Annotated in this window: 17 protein-coding genes and 1 pseudogene; 7 read left to right on the forward strand and 11 right to left on the reverse strand. The window is 52.9% G+C overall.

Annotation, left to right across the window (positions count from 1 at the left end; translation table 11 throughout):
- Window positions 1–43 precede the first annotated feature (43 nt).
- Window positions 44–280, reverse strand: a complete 237-nt coding sequence (locus CXB77_RS14625; RefSeq protein ID WP_105074471.1) for an antitoxin — start codon at window positions 278–280, stop codon at window positions 44–46.
- Between the two features lie 210 nt (window positions 281–490).
- On the opposite strand from CXB77_RS14625, the gene CXB77_RS14630 reads away from it, so the two are divergent.
- On the forward strand, window positions 491–718 hold the full coding sequence (locus tag CXB77_RS14630; RefSeq protein ID WP_105074472.1) for an AbrB/MazE/SpoVT family DNA-binding domain-containing protein: 228 nt from the start codon (window positions 491–493) through the stop codon (window positions 716–718).
- A complete protein-coding gene (locus CXB77_RS14635; protein WP_105074473.1) occupies window positions 708–1,049 on the forward strand; it encodes a type II toxin-antitoxin system PemK/MazF family toxin in 342 nt (113 codons plus the stop codon). The genes CXB77_RS14630 and CXB77_RS14635 overlap by 11 nt, the downstream gene beginning before the upstream one ends.
- Before the next feature lies 1 nt (window position 1,050).
- Here CXB77_RS14635 and CXB77_RS14640 read toward each other — a convergent pair whose 3' ends face one another.
- From CXB77_RS14640 to CXB77_RS22230, 3 genes are read right to left on the reverse strand one after another with little or no spacing between them, the layout of a single operon-like run.
- Complete coding sequence (locus CXB77_RS14640) at window positions 1,051–1,401, reverse strand: hypothetical protein (RefSeq protein ID WP_105074474.1); 351 nt, start codon at window positions 1,399–1,401, stop codon at window positions 1,051–1,053.
- Between the two features lie 29 nt (window positions 1,402–1,430).
- A complete protein-coding gene (locus tag CXB77_RS14645; protein WP_105074475.1) occupies window positions 1,431–1,931 on the reverse strand; it encodes a GNAT family N-acetyltransferase in 501 nt (166 codons plus the stop codon).
- On the reverse strand, window positions 1,921–2,328 hold the full coding sequence (locus tag CXB77_RS22230; RefSeq protein ID WP_242445742.1) for a DUF1778 domain-containing protein: 408 nt from the start codon (window positions 2,326–2,328) through the stop codon (window positions 1,921–1,923). The genes CXB77_RS14645 and CXB77_RS22230 overlap by 11 nt, the downstream gene beginning before the upstream one ends.
- Here CXB77_RS22230 and CXB77_RS14655 point away from each other — a divergent pair.
- Window positions 2,323–2,992, forward strand: a pseudogene (locus CXB77_RS14655) (IS1 family transposase). The gene CXB77_RS22230 and the pseudogene CXB77_RS14655 overlap by 6 nt on opposite strands.
- A gap of 177 nt (window positions 2,993–3,169) precedes the next feature.
- On the opposite strand, the gene secF reads toward CXB77_RS14655, so the two are convergent.
- The 3 genes from secF to yajC all read right to left on the reverse strand — a co-directional run bounded on the left by secF (window position 3,170) and on the right by yajC (window position 6,408).
- Window positions 3,170–4,102 carry a protein translocase subunit SecF gene (gene secF, locus CXB77_RS14665; RefSeq protein ID WP_105073171.1) on the reverse strand — a complete coding sequence of 311 codons (933 nt, stop codon included), beginning with the start codon at window positions 4,100–4,102 and terminating at the stop codon, window positions 3,170–3,172.
- Between the two features lie 11 nt (window positions 4,103–4,113).
- Complete coding sequence (gene secD, locus CXB77_RS14670) at window positions 4,114–5,970, reverse strand: protein translocase subunit SecD (protein WP_105073178.1); 1,857 nt, start codon at window positions 5,968–5,970, stop codon at window positions 4,114–4,116.
- 102 nt (window positions 5,971–6,072) lie between these two features.
- Window positions 6,073–6,408 carry a preprotein translocase subunit YajC gene (gene yajC, locus CXB77_RS14675; protein ID WP_105073170.1) on the reverse strand — a complete coding sequence of 112 codons (336 nt, stop codon included), beginning with the start codon at window positions 6,406–6,408 and terminating at the stop codon, window positions 6,073–6,075.
- A 250-nt stretch (window positions 6,409–6,658) separates the two neighbouring features.
- Here yajC and CXB77_RS14680 point away from each other — a divergent pair, with 250 nt between their 5' ends.
- Window positions 6,659–7,387: a transposase gene (locus CXB77_RS14680; protein WP_197711017.1), complete on the forward strand. Its 729-nt coding sequence runs from the start codon at window positions 6,659–6,661 to the stop codon at window positions 7,385–7,387.
- A 524-nt stretch (window positions 7,388–7,911) separates the two neighbouring features.
- On the opposite strand, the gene CXB77_RS14685 is transcribed toward CXB77_RS14680, so the two are convergent.
- From CXB77_RS14685 to CXB77_RS14700, 4 genes are all read right to left on the reverse strand, one after another.
- Window positions 7,912–8,634 carry an SDR family NAD(P)-dependent oxidoreductase gene (locus CXB77_RS14685; protein ID WP_105074773.1) on the reverse strand — a complete coding sequence of 241 codons (723 nt, stop codon included), beginning with the start codon at window positions 8,632–8,634 and terminating at the stop codon, window positions 7,912–7,914.
- An 11-nt stretch (window positions 8,635–8,645) separates the two neighbouring features.
- Entirely contained in the window at window positions 8,646–9,365 is a 720-nt protein-coding gene (gene ubiG, locus CXB77_RS14690) for a bifunctional 2-polyprenyl-6-hydroxyphenol methylase/3-demethylubiquinol 3-O-methyltransferase UbiG (RefSeq protein WP_105074477.1), read from the reverse strand.
- A 165-nt stretch (window positions 9,366–9,530) separates the two neighbouring features.
- Window positions 9,531–10,313 carry a ParA family protein gene (locus CXB77_RS14695; protein WP_105074774.1) on the reverse strand — a complete coding sequence of 261 codons (783 nt, stop codon included), beginning with the start codon at window positions 10,311–10,313 and terminating at the stop codon, window positions 9,531–9,533.
- 8 nt (window positions 10,314–10,321) lie between these two features.
- On the reverse strand, window positions 10,322–10,693 hold the full coding sequence (locus tag CXB77_RS14700) for a response regulator (protein ID WP_105074478.1): 372 nt from the start codon (window positions 10,691–10,693) through the stop codon (window positions 10,322–10,324).
- Window positions 10,694–10,960: 267 nt separating this feature from the next.
- On the opposite strand from CXB77_RS14700, the gene CXB77_RS14705 reads away from it, so the two are divergent.
- The 3 genes from CXB77_RS14705 (at window position 10,961) to CXB77_RS14715 (ending at window position 15,629) form a co-directional block, all read left to right on the forward strand.
- Entirely contained in the window at window positions 10,961–11,539 is a 579-nt protein-coding gene (locus CXB77_RS14705) for a superoxide dismutase (RefSeq protein ID WP_105074479.1), read from the forward strand.
- A 123-nt stretch (window positions 11,540–11,662) separates the two neighbouring features.
- A complete protein-coding gene (gene hypE / locus CXB77_RS14710) occupies window positions 11,663–12,679 on the forward strand; it encodes a hydrogenase expression/formation protein HypE (RefSeq protein WP_105074480.1) in 1,017 nt (338 codons plus the stop codon).
- Window positions 12,636–15,629: a hypothetical protein gene (locus tag CXB77_RS14715; protein ID WP_146108840.1), complete on the forward strand. Its 2,994-nt coding sequence runs from the start codon at window positions 12,636–12,638 to the stop codon at window positions 15,627–15,629. Before hypE ends, CXB77_RS14715 begins: the two co-directional genes overlap by 44 nt.
- Window positions 15,630–15,685 lie beyond the last annotated feature (56 nt).

Below are 15,685 nucleotides of genomic sequence, written 5' to 3' on the forward strand. Positions count from 1 at the left end.
GCGTGATTGAAACCATGAATTGTTTATATCAGCGGTAATGAGATTACCAAACATCCCGCTCAACTTGTTCCTGAGTGCCGCGCCCTTCAATCAAAAAGTCAGGAGAGAATTGGGCAAATTTATTCAAGACACCAGACAATGACCGACGTGCGGGGCGTATTCTGAGTTCATCGCCTTCACGTTCAATCTCCAGTTCAATATCGGTGTGTTCATACGCTAGTGCTGCCGGAATCCGCACCGCTTGCGAATTGCCATTCTTAAAAACCCGTGTCGTGTGCATGGTGATACCCGTAAGGATGTATGACGGATGTACATTAAACGCCTTAGCACATTTCCCATCAACGGTTTGGAACGTGCTATCAGCAGAGGAATACATGCGCCTGCGTGGACAACCGACTGGGCGTGACTGATCTGCTGATACGTTTATACTTGCCAGACCAGAATGACCGCCTTACAGTAAGGACATCATTCTCAACGCTGGACAACTGCCATGCTGACCATCGGTAAAATCACCGCCAAAGGACAAACCACCATCCCACAGGAAATTCGAGCACTGCTCAACGTCAAGCCCGGTGATCGGATTGTGTGGGAAGCCAATAATGGTTCTGTACAGGTACGCCGCGCTGAACCGCTGGATATGGATTATCTTCACGCTTTGGAAGGTACTTTAAGCGAGTGGGCAAGTGCAGCAGATGAGGTTGCGTATCGTGATCTTTAACGCTTTTGACGTGGTGCGGGTGCCTTTTCCATTCACAGATCGCAGCGCCACCAAGAATCGTCCGGCGCTTATTCTGTCCGATCAATCTCGGTTTAACACGCTGGTTGGTCATTCGGTAATGGCAATGATTACTTCTGCTGAAAATGCCGCTTGGCCTCTCGATTGCATCATCGATGATCTGAGCGCGGCTGGTTTACCCGCACCATCTAAAGTGCGCTTCAAACTCTTTACACTTGACCATCGTTTAATTCGTAGCGTTCTCGGTCAGCTTTCACCACAAGATGAAGCACGAGTTCGCCAAGGATTAACTGCATTATTCCCATTTTGCTAATTCACTGCACCAAATACACATCATCAACATCAAAGAATTGCTTACCAGTCGCATCTTCGAATTCGTGCAGTGATTTCTCCGCTTCCTCTTTCGATATACCCAAGCGTTTTGCGATTGATTCCAAACGATAAACAGGCTCTCCATTAGCGGTGTATCCGTCTGGTTTCTCCGGCATCAATCCCATTTCCATCGCCACGTCATGCGCCACATCCATAAAGGATTGCGGAGCGTTTTCCATCATGCGTGCAAATGCGCGTGCTGCTGCTGGTGGTTCACCCAAACCCTGCGCGACCAATTCAGAGTATTCATTGCTGGCGTTTAAGAATGCTGCGGATAATTTATCTTGATTCATGGTTGACCTCGGCAACTGTGGAATTGATTTTAATCTGTCGCCAGCATTCGGATCGTAGCGATTGGTAAATACAGTTGATGTCCGTCCGCTTGCAACGGCATAAACCCGAAGCGTTGATAAAATCCCACTGCATCCGGTTTGCTGTCCACGATGACACATTGCACCCCGATACTGTCCGCAGCGCGTAAGGCTTGCTTCAACGCATGGATCAGCAGTCGTGAACCGATGCGCTGACCAGTGGCACGAGCAGTCCGGTCACTGGCAAGGCGACCAATCAACACGGCTGGGAGCGGATAACGCGGCAGACGGCGGGCATGATCAGGGGACAATTCGGTATGACGCACTGACGCTGCCGACAAAGTGCAATAACCCACGACGCGGTTCAGGTCATCAACTGCAACATAAACTCGCACCAGTTGCTGCCGTTGCCCTTGCATGGCGTAGCGGTGCAGATACTCATCCAGTTGCGCGTTCCCACTCTCAAATCCGCGCCGTTCATGCCGCGCCGGATCAAGCAGTTCAATCTTCATTGCGCCACGCTTGACGCAGGGCAGCAGTAGGCGGCGGTGGGTCGTCCAATGACCGCATAAAGTCGCGCCATTCCTCAGTTGTGAGCACAAAATGCTGGTGGGTTTGCAGAATGTCACGCGCCCGATCCAGTGCCGCATTCAGCACCAGTGCGCTCAGGGTGTTGCCAGTTATTGCTGCCGCTTGCTGGAGTAATTGTTTGGCAGTCGTGGGGAGACGAAGATCAAGACGGTCGCTTTCAACCATGTGCTGCATCCATACGGTGTATTTCCGTACAGTATAGCAGCACTGAAGTGATTGCCCCGACATCGCTGCCGGGGTGAGTGGGTGGTAGTGGTAATGTCGATAGGATAAAATTAAAATATCATTACGCACTTGAATCGGAGTTATTTTATGCACTGCCCTAAATGCCACTCTCAATCTTTCGTCAAAAACGGTTTTAATGCTACCAATAAGCAAATGTACCGATGTAAAGACTGCGGACGACAATTTGTATTAAGCCCTGATAAAAGCATGATCTCTGATGAAAAGAAATCTTTGATTGACCGCTTGCTTTTAGAGCGGGTTTCTTTAGCTGCTATTACTCGAATTGTTGGCGTCTCAAAATTTTGGCTGCAACGCTATGTCAACAAAAAACACGAATCAATTCCACGTCACGTTGAAGTGAGTAAAAAGCGCCGGGGATGAATCACGATTGAGTGTGATGAAATGTAGTTATTTGTACATACAAAAATAAACAATGGCTTTGGTTGTCGATTGACACTTGCACACGTGACATTATTGGCGCGTATATTGTGGATAGCAGTGAGAAATCTGCACGTGGATTATGGGAATCTTTGCTTCTTATTTATCGCTAATGCGCAGTAAGTTATACCGATTTTTTGGCAGCTTATGGAATGATATTCCTATCAAAACGCTATCGTGCTGTTGGCAAAGAAAGTGGACGAACAAATCATATTGAAGCGATTGAACTGTGCGTTTCAGCAGCGCATCTCTCGATTTAGTGAGAAAAACTTTATCATTCCAAGCTCAAGTATCAACAAATGCTTGGGCTTGCGCCTGATCCTCTTTGCCGATGTTGTTATAAATCTGAAAATAATTGCGCTTAGAATTAACACAGATCAATCGTGTCATCTTTGAGCCTATTCCACAAAATCTAAATTGTCGCCATAATACAGTTCATTCATCACTCTCCATCTAATTCAATTCCCCCCTTTGAAAAAAGGGGGGCGAGGGGGATTTAAGGCCGCCCGTCGGTCACTGCTTCCTTGGGTGGACGCAACAAATCAGCGCGACTCACGCCGAGCGCAACCACTGACGCGCTGGCGACGTAAATCGTCGAATAGGTTCCGAACACCACGCCAATAATTAACGCCAATGAAAAACCATGCAGCGTTGGTCCGCCAAAGAAATACAGCGTCACCACCACTAAAAATACCGTTCCAGCGGTAATAATGGTTCGCGTCATGGTTTCATTCACCGATTGATCCATGATTTCAATGACCGTGCCGCGCCGCACTTTGCGGAAATTCTCTCGAATTCGATCAAAAACAACGACGGTATCATTCAGTGAATAACCGATGACGGTAAGCACTGCGGCCAATACGGTGAGATCAAAATCAATTTGAAATAGCGAGAATGCGCCGACCACAATCGTTGCATCGTGCATGGTCGCAATCACTGCGCCAACAGAAAAACGCCATTCAAACCGCAATGCGACATAAATCAGAATGCCAATGAGTGAAAATAGCACCGACAATCCGCTTTGATCCGCCAATTCTTTACCGACTTGCGGACCGACGAATTCAACTCGGCGCAACTCAACTTGATCCGGTGCGGCAGCATTTAAGGCATTAAATACTCGCTTGCTAAGTTCATGGTCGTTGGTATCACCCACGGGCGGAATGCGTAATAACACATCACGCGGTGTTCCGAATTGCTGCGCCATGACGTTTTCAAAACCGGCAGTGCTTAAAGCCTTGCGCACCTCGGCAAGATCAACTGCCGTTTTATAATTGACTTCCACGACTGTACCGCCGGTGAAATCCAAACCGAGATTTAATCCTTGAATCGCCAGTGACAGCAGGCTCGTGACAATGAGCACTGCAGAAAAGATCATCGCTTTCCGGCGCTGCGATAAAAAGTTGAATTGAGGAAGTTTAATTGCTCGCATAATGGGTTCTCTTAAACAGGCAGGGTTTTCAAACGTTTGCCGCCATACGCCAAATTGATTAAGGCGCGGCTACAATTAATTGCGGTGAACATGGAGCTGGCTAAACCAATAATGAGCGTGACCGCAAAACCTTTCACTGGACCCGTGCCAAAACTGAATAGGACAATTGCCGCAATTAACGTGGTGACGTGACCGTCAACAATCGTTGAAAAGGCTTTTTCAAAGCCGGCAGCAATACTGGCTTGCGGTGAATTACCGTTTTTGATTTCTTCGCGCATTCGCTCGAAAATCAACACGTTAGCATCAACTGACATGCCCAGCGTGAGCACCATTCCCGCAATGCCGGGCATGGTCAGCGTTGCGCCGAGCAGCCCCAGCACTGCTGCGATCATCACCAAATTGACGACCAGCGCGACGTTGGCGATCAAGCCGAATACGCGGTAATAAAAGCCCATAAACAGCACCACCGCGCCCATGCCAATCAGCACCGACAGGATGCCTTGGTCGATGTTGTCCTGTCCCAAACTGGGGCCGATGGTGCGCTCTTCGACGATCTGAATCGGGGCAGCCAATGCGCCCGAACGCAGCAGCAGCGCGGTATCGTGGGCTTCGGCGCTGCTCTCCAACCCAGTCGTTTGGAAGCGCGAGCCGAACGGTTCGCGGATGGTGGCGACGCTAATCACTTCCTCCACTTTGCGCGTGGTTTTGACCGGTTTACCGTCCACCATCGCCGTGGTGGTGCGATTTTCGATAAACACCACCGCCATCGGTTTGCCGACATTTTCGGTCGTCATATCGCGCATTCGCCGCGCACCCTGACCGTCGAGATTGACAAACACCGTTGGCGTACCGCTTTGATTATCAAAGCCGGATGACGCATCGGTGATTTGATCGCCGGTGACGATGACGCGGCGTTTGAGCAAAATCGGTTTGCCGTCGCGTTCGTAATAGAGCTTGCTGGCGACCGGAACCTTGCCCGCCACTGCATCCGCCACGCTGCCTTCGGTATCGACGAGGCGATATTCCAAAGTTGCCGTCGCGCCGAGAATTTCCTTCAACCGACCGGGGTCTTGTGCACCGGGCAACTGCACCACAATGCGCCGCTCGCCTTGACGGGCAATGCTCGGCTCGGCGATGCCCAACGCATTCACGCGATTGCGCAGCGTCGTAATGTTTTGTTCTAACGCGAAATCTTTAATCTGGCGCTGCGCGGTCGGCAACAAACTGAGCTGGGCAATAAAGCGGTCGCCGTCCTCACTGGTTTCGATCTGCATATCCTGCGTGTCGCGCTGCAACGCTTTCACGGCAGCGGCGCGAGATTCCGCATCGTCAAATTTGGCGATGATGTGATTGCTGTCGCGGGTCAGCGTCAGATAACGGATTTTCTTATCGCGCAATTGCGTCCGCATGTCGCCGAGATTGCGCTCCAGCGCCTGCTCCAACGCTGCATCCAAATCGACATCAATCACGACATGAATGCCGCCGCGCAGATCGAGACCGAGATTCATCGGCTTCAAACCCAGCGCTGGCATCCAGCCGGGCAAATCCGCTGACAACGTCAGCGCAGTGTGATAACGCGTTGATAACGTTTGCTCAATTGCCTCCTGTCCGCGCAATTGATCGCTGGCAGCAGCGAAACGAATCAGCACTTTGCCACCGTCGCGCAATTTGATTTCCTTGACGGGAATGCTGGCGTTATCCAACGCGGCGCGGATTTCGCCGACGCTGGCTTCGGTCACGGTCACACCGCGAGCGGCGGTAATTTCAATCGAGGGGTCTTGAGAATAAAGATTCGGCCACGCCAGCAGCAGACTGACCAAAATCACGCTTAAAATCAGCAGGTTCTTCCACAACGGGTATCGGTTCATCGGCAGTTCCAAGTTGCAAAAACGCGGGATCGCATAAGGCAAATAAACAAACAGCGCCGACATTGACAGATGGCGGCGCTGTTGAAACCACACGCGAGGAGGTTAAAGGTCTTTCAGTGTGCCTTTGGGCATCACGGATTCCACCGCAGAGCGCCGCACCTTGACCTGAATGCCTTCGGCAATTTCCACCAGTACAAAGTTGTCGCCAATTTCCGCGATGCGCCCAGCCATGCCGCCGACGGTGACGATTTCATCGTTTTTCGCCAGCGAATCCACCATCTTCTGATGTTCTTTTTGGCGTTTGGTCTGCGGACGAATCAGCAGGAAATAAAACACTACGGCAAACAGTACCAGCGGCAGCAGCGCCATGATGGAGCCGCCAGCGGAGGCAGCAGCGTCGCCGGTTTGGGCGATGGCATCGGAAATAAAAAAGCTCATGTTAAGTTCCTGATTAAAAGTGAAATCAACGGGATAGATTCGGTGGCAATTTATCGGGTCAGTCATGGGTAACGAACAACCCGCCAGCGAATGATTTGGAACCAGGTAAAACGCCGTTCGAGGCGGTTTTTACGCGGTTTTGGTCTTGTTTGTAAATGCCAAGCAGTACGTCAATCGTGCGTGAGATGTTGTCATCAATCGCTGCTTTTAAGTTTTTGCACGCTTAACGCGTGAAGTGTAAAAATACGACATGAATCCAGAAACCACCCTGAAAACGCTCAAAGTCCGCATCAAGGACAAACACGCTCCATTACTGCGCCAATGGGCGTTTGAGTGCAATCAAATCTGGAATGAAGCGAATGCCATCACGGCTGAATACTCATACATGCCTATTCCCGAAGTAGGTTGGATGCGGTTTAATTTTTCGGCGTTTGATTTAGCCAAAAGTCAGGCTATTTTCGCAAAATCACGCGGTTTCACGATTCATTCGCAAACAGTGCAGGAAGTGACCGAAGCACACGCTAAAGCGCGTAAGCAATTCAAAAAAGACAAGCTGCGCTGGCGAGTGTCTGGTGGTAGTCGCCGTGCATTGGGCTGGGTTCCGTTTAAGTCTGGCGCTGCAGTGTGGAAAAACGGTCAAGTTCGTTACAACAAGCACTTCTTCAAGGTCTGGGACAGCTACAGTTTATCGCAATTTGCGTTTCGATCTGGTTCATTTACCGAGGATTCGCGCGGGCGCTGGTATTTTAATGTCGTGGTGCAAGTACCCGTTATTGAAATGTCAGGTCGTGGTGAAATCGGTATTGATCTTGGTCTTAAAAAAGTAGCGACCTGCAGTAATGGCTTAAAGCTCGAATCAAAACAGTTTTATCGCAATGCTGAACAGCAACTTGGTATTGCCCAACGTGCTAATAAAAAGAAGCGCGTTAAAGCGATTCATGCCAAACTCAAAAACCGTCGAGCTAACCATTTACACTAATTCACCACTAAAATTGTGCGTGAGAATTCATTGATCGTTGTCGGCAACGTCAGTAGTTCCAAATTGGTAAAAACCAAGATGGCAAAGTCCGTTTTGGATGCCGGTTGGTTCATGCTGAAAACACAACTTGATGCGAAATCCAAAAGGTCAATGTATAGCATTCAATAAGTTAACAATTTTTAACATTGGTTACTAATCATTGATTAGACATGATCGCTACATCATGGTTATTATGTTTGCAACAACGTGTACCTTATGGCGAGAACCAAGCCCGCGTTGTTAATTTAAGCTCTTTAACAAGTTCGAGTATGCGGTTGCTAACACGAGTTGTTAGCGTAAAACTTGAAACGCATCTAAGAGTTGGAGCACGAAGTGTTTATTTCGTGCCTTGGTAGATACACCCGACAACGCCGGTCACGGATTAAGTTGTCGCAGTTAACGAAAGTTAAGAAAAATGTATCGGAAGATACTGCGCTGGTGCTTCTCGCTGACCGAATAGCTCGACCGCGAGAAGCTAAGAATAATCAGCAGGATTGACCAGTGATGCCGGAGCTGGCAGCACTGAGCAGGTAAATGTAGCGGTCGGTGATGGTCGCCGGTTCGGGATGCGTGTGCGGGTCTTCGCCGGGATACAGGTGGGCGCGTAACGCAGTGCGGACGATACCGGGATCGAAGCTGTTGACGCGGATGTGACCGCCAGCGCGGGTTTCGTCGGCGAGCACCTGCATCAGTCCTTCAATGCCGAATTTGGCAGCGGCGAACGCGCCCCAATAGGCTTTGCCGCGTCGTCCCACGCGGTCAGCAGTGAACACGATGGATGCCGCAGTGGACGCTCGCAGCAGCGGCAAACAGGCTTGGGTCAATAAAAATGGCGCAGTTAAATTGATGCGCAGCACCCGTTCCCACTCGGTCGCGTCGTAATCGTCAATCCGGCTGAGATAGGGCGCAAACGCTGCGCAGTGCGCCAGCCCGTCCAAATGCCCGAAAGTGTCGCCGATGATGTTCGCGGCAGCGATGAAATCAACTTCGGTCGCCGTTTCCAAATTCAGCGGCAACATTGCTGGTTCCGGTGCGCCAGCAGCAACGATAGCGTCATAAATGGGTTCTAAATCATCCGCTTTGAATGCAGACAGAATCACGGTTGCGCCAGCCTGCGCACACGCCAGCGCCACCGCTTGCCCAATCCCTTCGGTCGCGCCAGTGACGAGAATAATCCGCTCCGCCAGCGGCAGTGAATTTTGCTCCATCATCTTGTTTCTCAGGCGGTTTCGCGGACGCAGGCGACCAGATAATTGACATCAAGCTGGCGCGGACTGAGGCGATAAGTGCGGGTTAACGGGTTGTAAGTCATACCGATCAAATCGAGCGTGCGCAGCGGCGTTTTGCGAATCCAACTGTCCAGTTCGGACGGGCGAATGAACCGCGCATAATCGTGCGTTCCTTTCGGCAATAACCCGAGCAGATATTCCGCGCCGACAATCGCAAACAGAAAAGATTTGGGATTGCGATTCAGCGTCGAAAAAAACACTTTGCCGCCGGGACGCACCAGCCGCGCACAGGCTTCGACCACTGACGCTGGGCTTGGAACGTGTTCCAACATTTCCATGCAGGTCACGACATCGAAACTGCCCGGCTGTTCGGCAGCCAGCGCCTCGGAAGTGATTTGCCGATATTCCACTTCTACGCCACTTTCCAACGTGTGCAATTCCGCCACCCGCAGCGGCATCGCGCCCATGTCGATGCCAATCACTTGCGCCCCGCGTAACGCCATGCTTTCCGACAAAATTCCGCCGCCGCAACCGACATCAAGCACCCGTTTGTCGGCTAATCCGCCTGCGGTGCGGTCGATGTATTCCAAACGCAGCGGATTGATATCGTGCAGCGGTTTGAACTCGCTATTTGGGTCCCACCAGCGGGCGGCAAGCTCTTCAAATTTGCTGATTTCCACTGGATCAACGTTGTGTGCAGTGTGGGTCATGAGTATTTAACCTGTTGGGATTGAAAGAAGTTTTCAGTTTAGGTGTTACACGAAAGTTCCCCCCTTAGCAAAAGGGGGGTTAGGGGGGATTTCTCCTCGGCGTCAAAGGCTTGAATCTTTAAATCCCCCCTGCCCCCTTTTGCTAAGGGGGGAAATCGTGCCAACTTAGCTGGCAATCGCCAGCCGAGCTAAGACATTCGCAAATGCGGTTTGATAGTCCTCATTGCCACGACTGCGCGGCGCGTAATAACGAATCGGACGACCAGCAGCAAAGGCTTCCGCCAGTTTGATGTCAGTGCGAATGCCACCGAGCAACCGCGCCAGCCCAAATTGTCCAACCACCTGCTCCTGCACCCGGCGATGTTGAATGATGCGCGAGTCGAGCTGCACCGGCAGCAATCCCAGTAACCGCAATTCGGCATTGGTCGTCATCGCAATCCGAAAAAATAGCCGCGCCAGCTGGCGCACTCCTTCGCCAGACAGAGGATGCGGCACAAATGGAATCAATGCCCACTGCGCAGCAGTCAACGCATTGCGCAGCAGCCGATCCAATGACGGCGGCGAATCAATCACAATTCGTGCATAACTGCTGGTAATGGTGGAATCCGTCAAAGCGCGGGCGAGGATGTGATCGTCATTCGGTGCGTTGTCGTGCTGAAACTCCGGGTCCGCTGGCACGAGATCGAGCAGTTCCCACGCAGTGCGCACAATCGCCGCCGTCAGTGGCAGCGTCGCGCCAGCAGCAGTAAACAAATGATGCGCAGTGAGCTGGCTGGCGCTGGTTTTCACGCCTAAACCGAGAGCGCAATGCCCTTGCGTATCCAAATCAATCAACAGGGTACGTTGACCAGTGGCGGCGAACTCAGCAGCAACATTGACAGCGGTCGTAGTTTTGCCGCTGCCGCCTTTGCGGTTGGTAACGACGATGATGGTGGGAGACGATGACATCACAGTGCTCAAGGCGCGAGCGCATCAGCAATGGCGCGGCGCAACGCCTCACGCGTGAAGGGTTTGGGCAAGGTCGCCCGCACACCTATCAGTGTTGCCGATTCCAGATTGAACTCAGAACTGATGGTGCGGCGTCCGCCGGAAATGGCGATGATTGGAATGCGGTTGCCGCGTTTAGCGAGTTCAGCAATCAGTTCGATGCCGTCTTTTTCTGGCATCAAAATGTCAGTAATGATGAGATCGGGTGGTTGTTGGGCGACAGCGCGGAGTGCCTCGTTGCCATTGCTCGCAGTGTGTGCCTGATGTCCTTCGCGGCGCACCATTTCAGCCAGCATGACGCGAAAAAGCTCCTCATCATCGACGATCAAGATGTTCAACATAAACGCAATTTCTCCACAAAGCCTGCAACTGCCAGCCGCTATTAGTCGTTCATTTCACTATGGTAAGTCGATGATAAAGCGATTGCACAAGCAGAATGCTGTTGATCACGAATGAATGGCGATTTGCATCAATCATGGCTTGAGAACTGTGGATATGTGCTTATTTTCATTCCGCAGGACTGGACACGGTTTTCCGTTGGCAACAAGAAACACCACGTTCACTGAAAACTGACAACTTCTTCTTTCACCCATTGGAGCATTCACAGCATGACCCACGAATTACCAGCATTACCCTACGCGAAAGATGCACTTGCCCCCGTGATTTCAGCGGAAACGATTGAGTATCACTACGGCAAGCATCATCAAACCTATGTGACCAATCTCAACAACCTGATTGCTGGGACTGAATTTGCCGATCTGAGTTTGACCGACATCATTTTGAAAGCAACGGGCGGAATTTTTAACAATGCGGCGCAGGTGTGGAATCACAGTTTTTATTGGAATTGCCTCAGTCCCACTGGCGGCGGTGCACCAGATGGCGACTTGGGCGCAGCGATCGCAGCAACTTTTGGCTCGTTTGAAGAATTTAAGAAGCAATTTGCCCAAGCTGGCGCGACCAACTTCGGCTCGGGCTGGACATGGTTGGTGAAAAATGCCGACGGTTCGCTAGAGATTTTCAACACCTCTAACGCCGGAACGCCGATGACTTCCGGCAAAACGGCGCTGTTAACGGTCGATGTCTGGGAGCACGCGTATTACATCGACTATCGCAATGCCCGCCCGAAATACCTCGAAACCATTTGGGACAAAATCAACTGGGCGTTTGTCGCCAGCAATTACGCGTAAATCTCCCCAACCCCCTTTTACAACGGGGGTTGGTCAACAGTTACCAACATGCTACATCCCTCGCTCAAAAATGAGTGTGCAGGTATTGGCGCTGGTGAGTGAGCGTTGGCATAAAAATATCGAATGAACACCAATCAGGGTCACATTGATTTAAGTCACGGCGCAGGTGGGCGAGCGACGGCGCAGCTCATCGCTGAGGTGTTCCGGCGTCATTTTGACAATCCGCTGCTGGCGCAAGGCAACGATCAGGCGCTGTTTCAACCGCCAGCGGGTCGGTTGGTTATCAGCACTGACGGGCATGTGATTTCACCGCTGTTTTTCCCCGGCGGCGATATTGGCTGCCTGTCGGTGCACGGCACGATTAACGATGTCGCAATGGCGGGAGCGCGTCCGCTGTATTTGAGCGCCGCGTTCATTATTGAAGAGGGTTTTCCGCTGCGCGAGCTGGTGCGCATCGTCGAAAGTATGGCCGCTGCCGCCAAAGCTGCGGGCGTGCCGATTGTCACCGGCGATACCAAAGTGGTTGAGCGCGGCAAAGGCGATGGCGTGTTTATCACGACGACGGGAATCGGCGTGGTTCCCGACGGCATCAACATTTCCGGCGAGCTGGCGCAGCCCGGCGATGCCATTTTGCTTAACGGCAGCATCGGCGATCACGGCGTCGCGGTGTTGTCGCAACGCGAAAATCTCGGTTTTGAGACGACGCTGCGTTCGGACACTGCCGCGCTGCATGAATTGGTTGCGGTGATGATTGCGGCAGTGCCGGAGATTCACTGTTTGCGCGATCCGACTCGCGGCGGCGTGGCAGCGACATTGAACGAGCTGGCGCAGCAGTCTGGCGTCGGAATGCAGCTCCGCGAGGAGGCAATTCCGGTGCGCACTGAAGTTGCAGCGGTCTGTGAATTGCTCGGTCTCGATCCGCTCCAAATCGCCAATGAAGGCAAATTAATTGCGATTTGCCCGGCCGCGCAGGCTGACAAGTTGCTGGCGGCGATGCGAGCGCATCCGCTGGGCGCAGCAGCGGCGATCATTGGCGAAGTGGTTGAAGATAAATTGCAATTTGTGCAGATGACTACCTGCTTCGGGGGCAACCGCATTGTTGATTGGCCGGTCGGCGAGCAGTTACCGCGCATTTGCTGAATGGGCGCTGTCCACCGCCAATATCCTTGTTAGGATCATCGCACTCACCACACACGCCGCATTCCACCACATGCCTCCAGCTCCACGTCACCGCGAAGAAACGCTCAATACCCATTTGGCAGTGTTGCTGACCGAACACGGAATTGATGACGCCGAACCCGAAACTATCCTGACTGCCGGAACCCAGCGCCCGGATGTGATGTTCACTTTCAATGGGTTGCGCGTCATTTTAGAGGGCAAATTTGCCGACGTTGCCGACGCGGAAAAAGTGGTGCAGGCGGATGCGCAGCGGCGCGTCGATAGCGGCATCTGTCATATCGCGGCTGCCGTGGTGTATCCCGAAGCACTGCGCACCACGTCTACCAAGAACATCAGCGGCGTACTGGCTGAAACCCAGTTGCGGGTGTGCACGCTGTCGGAAATCGGCGCGACGGCATGGAGCGAGGCAACGCCTGCCGAATTACTGGAAACCTTGCGGCGCGTGCATCACACCATGTCGCAAGAGGACATCGTGGCGACGGCAGCGCAGGCATTATCAGAACGCATTGAAACCATTGCTTCATTTTGGAATGGACAGGGCGCGACCTGCGATCGGCTGTCGGAATTGCTGGGAATGCCGATTCACGCGGATGAAGTGCCCGAAGTGCGGGAAGCGCGGCGCGTGATGTCCGCCAAAGTTGCCGCGCTGGTGATGGCGAACGCGATGATTTTTCAGGAACAACTCGCCAATTTCGGCAATGATCCGCGAGTGAACACGCTCCGCGCTTACGATCAAGCGCCCGATCCGATTGCCGACCTGCGCGAGCACTGGCATTGGATTTGGAACGAAATCAATTACGTGCCCATTTTTCAACTCGGCGAGCGGATTCTGGCGGAATTGCCGGTCAGTCTGCCGACCATTTCTGCGACGCGCTGGCTGATTACCGAAGCCAAAAGCATTTGCGCCAATCAGTCCGCGCTGCGCCATGACTTAATGGGGCGGATTTATCACTGGCTGCTGTATCACGCCAAATATCTCGGCACTTATTACACCGCCGTTTCTTCCGCAACGCTGCTGCTCAAACTGACGTTTAACCAAGATTGGCCGACGCTGGATGTCAGTACCTCACCGCCGCTGGCGGAGTTCACCGTCGCTGATTTGACCTGCGGCACGGGAACGTTGCTGATGGCGGCAGGCCAAGCAATTGCGGATCGGTTTGTGGAAGGACGCGCCCGCGCAGGGCTATCACTCCTCGCGGAGGATTGGAAGCAGTTGCATGTGGCGCTGATGGAAAACGTGCTGCACGGTTACGACGTGCTACCGTCTGCCGTGCATCTGACGGCATCGACACTGGGAATGCTGTCGCCACACGTCACTTATCGACGGATGAATCTGTTCATCATGCCGCTGGGAATGCAAGGCAACTTGCCGCGTTTAGGCAGTTTGGAATTCATCGGCACCGATCACGTGCCGACGCAGTTATCGTTGGATAACCGGGAATTACAAGCCCAGCAAACTGGCGTTGCCAACACGTTTAAAGCTGAGGCAGCAATTCCGCTGCTCGATCTGTGCGTGATGAATCCGCCATTTGTGCGCTCGGTTGGCGGCAATTTGCTGTTCGGCAATCTGCCGGAACGGGAACGCGCCCAGCTCCAGAAAGAACTCAAAGTGCAGGTCAAAAAGCTCTCGGCGAGCAGCACTGCCGGTTTGGGCAGCGTGTTTGTGGCGCTGGCGGATACGCGGCTCAAAGTCGGCGGGCGCTTGGCGTTTATCTTACCGGTGGCGCTGGCGACCGGCGAGGCGTGGGGCAGCAGTCGGGCGCTGCTGGCGGAGAAATACACGGTGGAAATGGTGGTCGTCAGTCACGACGCCGGGCGCCCGAATTTCTCAGAAAACACTGAACTTTCTGAATTGCTCTTTATCGCACGTAAGCGTCAACCAGACGCGCCAGCAGGAATGACGCACTACATCAATCTGTGGCGCAATCCGCCGACCGTGTTTGAAGCACTTGATTTGTCGCGGCGGATTCGTGATTTGACGCCCGCCACCTTGACCGAGCAAACCATCACGCCGCTGCGTGATCTTGACGGTTACACGCTCGGCGAGGTGATTGCATTGCCAGCGAGCGTCGGCGAGGCGCAGTGGATCGGAGCACAGTTTGCGCAAACCTGGACGCTGCGCACCGCAGCATTGCTGGGCACTGGCAATTTGGTGGTGCCGGGCAAACCGCCAGTCACGCTGCCGCTGTGCGCAGTGAGCGAACTGGGCAAATTGGGACCAGATCAAAAACGTATTCACGAAGGATTTAAGGTGGCTAAACACGATTGGTCGCCCTATCAAGGCTTTTGGGATCACAACTCCAAAATCGTGACCACGATGGCGCAAAAGCCCAATTCCTATCTCACGCTGTGGATACAGTCGCCACGCGGCGCAGATTACGGCTCCCGATTGTTATGGCCTCGCGCCGGAAAGATTCTATTAGCGGAACGCCTGCGCACAAATACGCATCGCGTGATGGCAGTTGGTTTTGATCGACCCGTGCTGGGCAATTCATGGTGGGCGCTGCAAACCGAGTTATCGCCCGCGCAGGAGAAGGTGCTGCTGCTGTGGCTCAACAGCACTCCGGCGCTGGTGCTGCTGTTATCGCGGCGGGTGACGACACAAGGTGCGTGGATGAAAGTTAAACAACCGGCGTGGGCAGCAATGCCGGTGCTGGATGTGCGGGCGCTGCCGCCAGCGACGCTGGAACAATTGGCGGCAGATTATGATCGGCTGTGCGAACAACCTCTGCTGGCGCTCGCCAAACTCGCTGTTGATCCGCATCGCATCGCCATTGATGACGCGCTGGCAGCGGCGCTGGGTTTGCCGGATTTACAGCCGTTGCGCGAGTTGCTGGCGCGGGAACCGGGCTTGACTGGCGTCGGCTTGTTTTGCAAACCGGAAAAGATTTCCAGACCGCCGCGCAAATAACAATCGCGCCTTTCCCTCACCGCTTGCAAAAGCCGATAATCCCAATCAATAACTGA

Origin of the sequence: Chromatium okenii (genome assembly GCF_002958735.1) — a bacterium.
Lineage (GTDB): Bacteria > Pseudomonadota > Gammaproteobacteria > Chromatiales > Chromatiaceae > Chromatium > Chromatium okenii_A.

Excerpts from the sequence above, each read along its gene's own strand:
- ubiG (WP_105074477.1), bottom strand. The coding sequence starts at position 9,365 with ATGACCCACACTGCACACAACGTTGATCCAGTGGAAATCAGCAAATTT.
- CXB77_RS14695 (WP_105074774.1), bottom strand. The coding sequence starts at position 10,313 with ATGTCATCGTCTCCCACCATCATCGTCGTTACCAACCGCAAAGGCGGC.
- hypE (WP_105074480.1), top strand. The coding sequence starts at position 11,663 with ATGAACACCAATCAGGGTCACATTGATTTAAGTCACGGCGCAGGTGGG.
- CXB77_RS14625 (WP_105074471.1), bottom strand. The coding sequence starts at position 280 with ATGCACACGACACGGGTTTTTAAGAATGGCAATTCGCAAGCGGTGCGG.
- CXB77_RS14680 (WP_197711017.1), top strand. The coding sequence starts at position 6,659 with ATGAATCCAGAAACCACCCTGAAAACGCTCAAAGTCCGCATCAAGGAC.
- CXB77_RS14630 (WP_105074472.1), top strand. The coding sequence starts at position 491 with ATGCTGACCATCGGTAAAATCACCGCCAAAGGACAAACCACCATCCCA.
- CXB77_RS14640 (WP_105074474.1), bottom strand. The coding sequence starts at position 1,401 with ATGAATCAAGATAAATTATCCGCAGCATTCTTAAACGCCAGCAATGAA.
- CXB77_RS14700 (WP_105074478.1), bottom strand. The coding sequence starts at position 10,693 with ATGTTGAACATCTTGATCGTCGATGATGAGGAGCTTTTTCGCGTCATG.
- yajC (WP_105073170.1), bottom strand. The coding sequence starts at position 6,408 with ATGAGCTTTTTTATTTCCGATGCCATCGCCCAAACCGGCGACGCTGCT.
- CXB77_RS14645 (WP_105074475.1), bottom strand. The coding sequence starts at position 1,931 with ATGAAGATTGAACTGCTTGATCCGGCGCGGCATGAACGGCGCGGATTT.
- secD (WP_105073178.1), bottom strand. The coding sequence starts at position 5,970 with ATGAACCGATACCCGTTGTGGAAGAACCTGCTGATTTTAAGCGTGATT.
- secF (WP_105073171.1), bottom strand. The coding sequence starts at position 4,102 with ATGCGAGCAATTAAACTTCCTCAATTCAACTTTTTATCGCAGCGCCGG.
- CXB77_RS14685 (WP_105074773.1), bottom strand. The coding sequence starts at position 8,634 with ATGGAGCAAAATTCACTGCCGCTGGCGGAGCGGATTATTCTCGTCACT.
- CXB77_RS14705 (WP_105074479.1), top strand. The coding sequence starts at position 10,961 with ATGACCCACGAATTACCAGCATTACCCTACGCGAAAGATGCACTTGCC.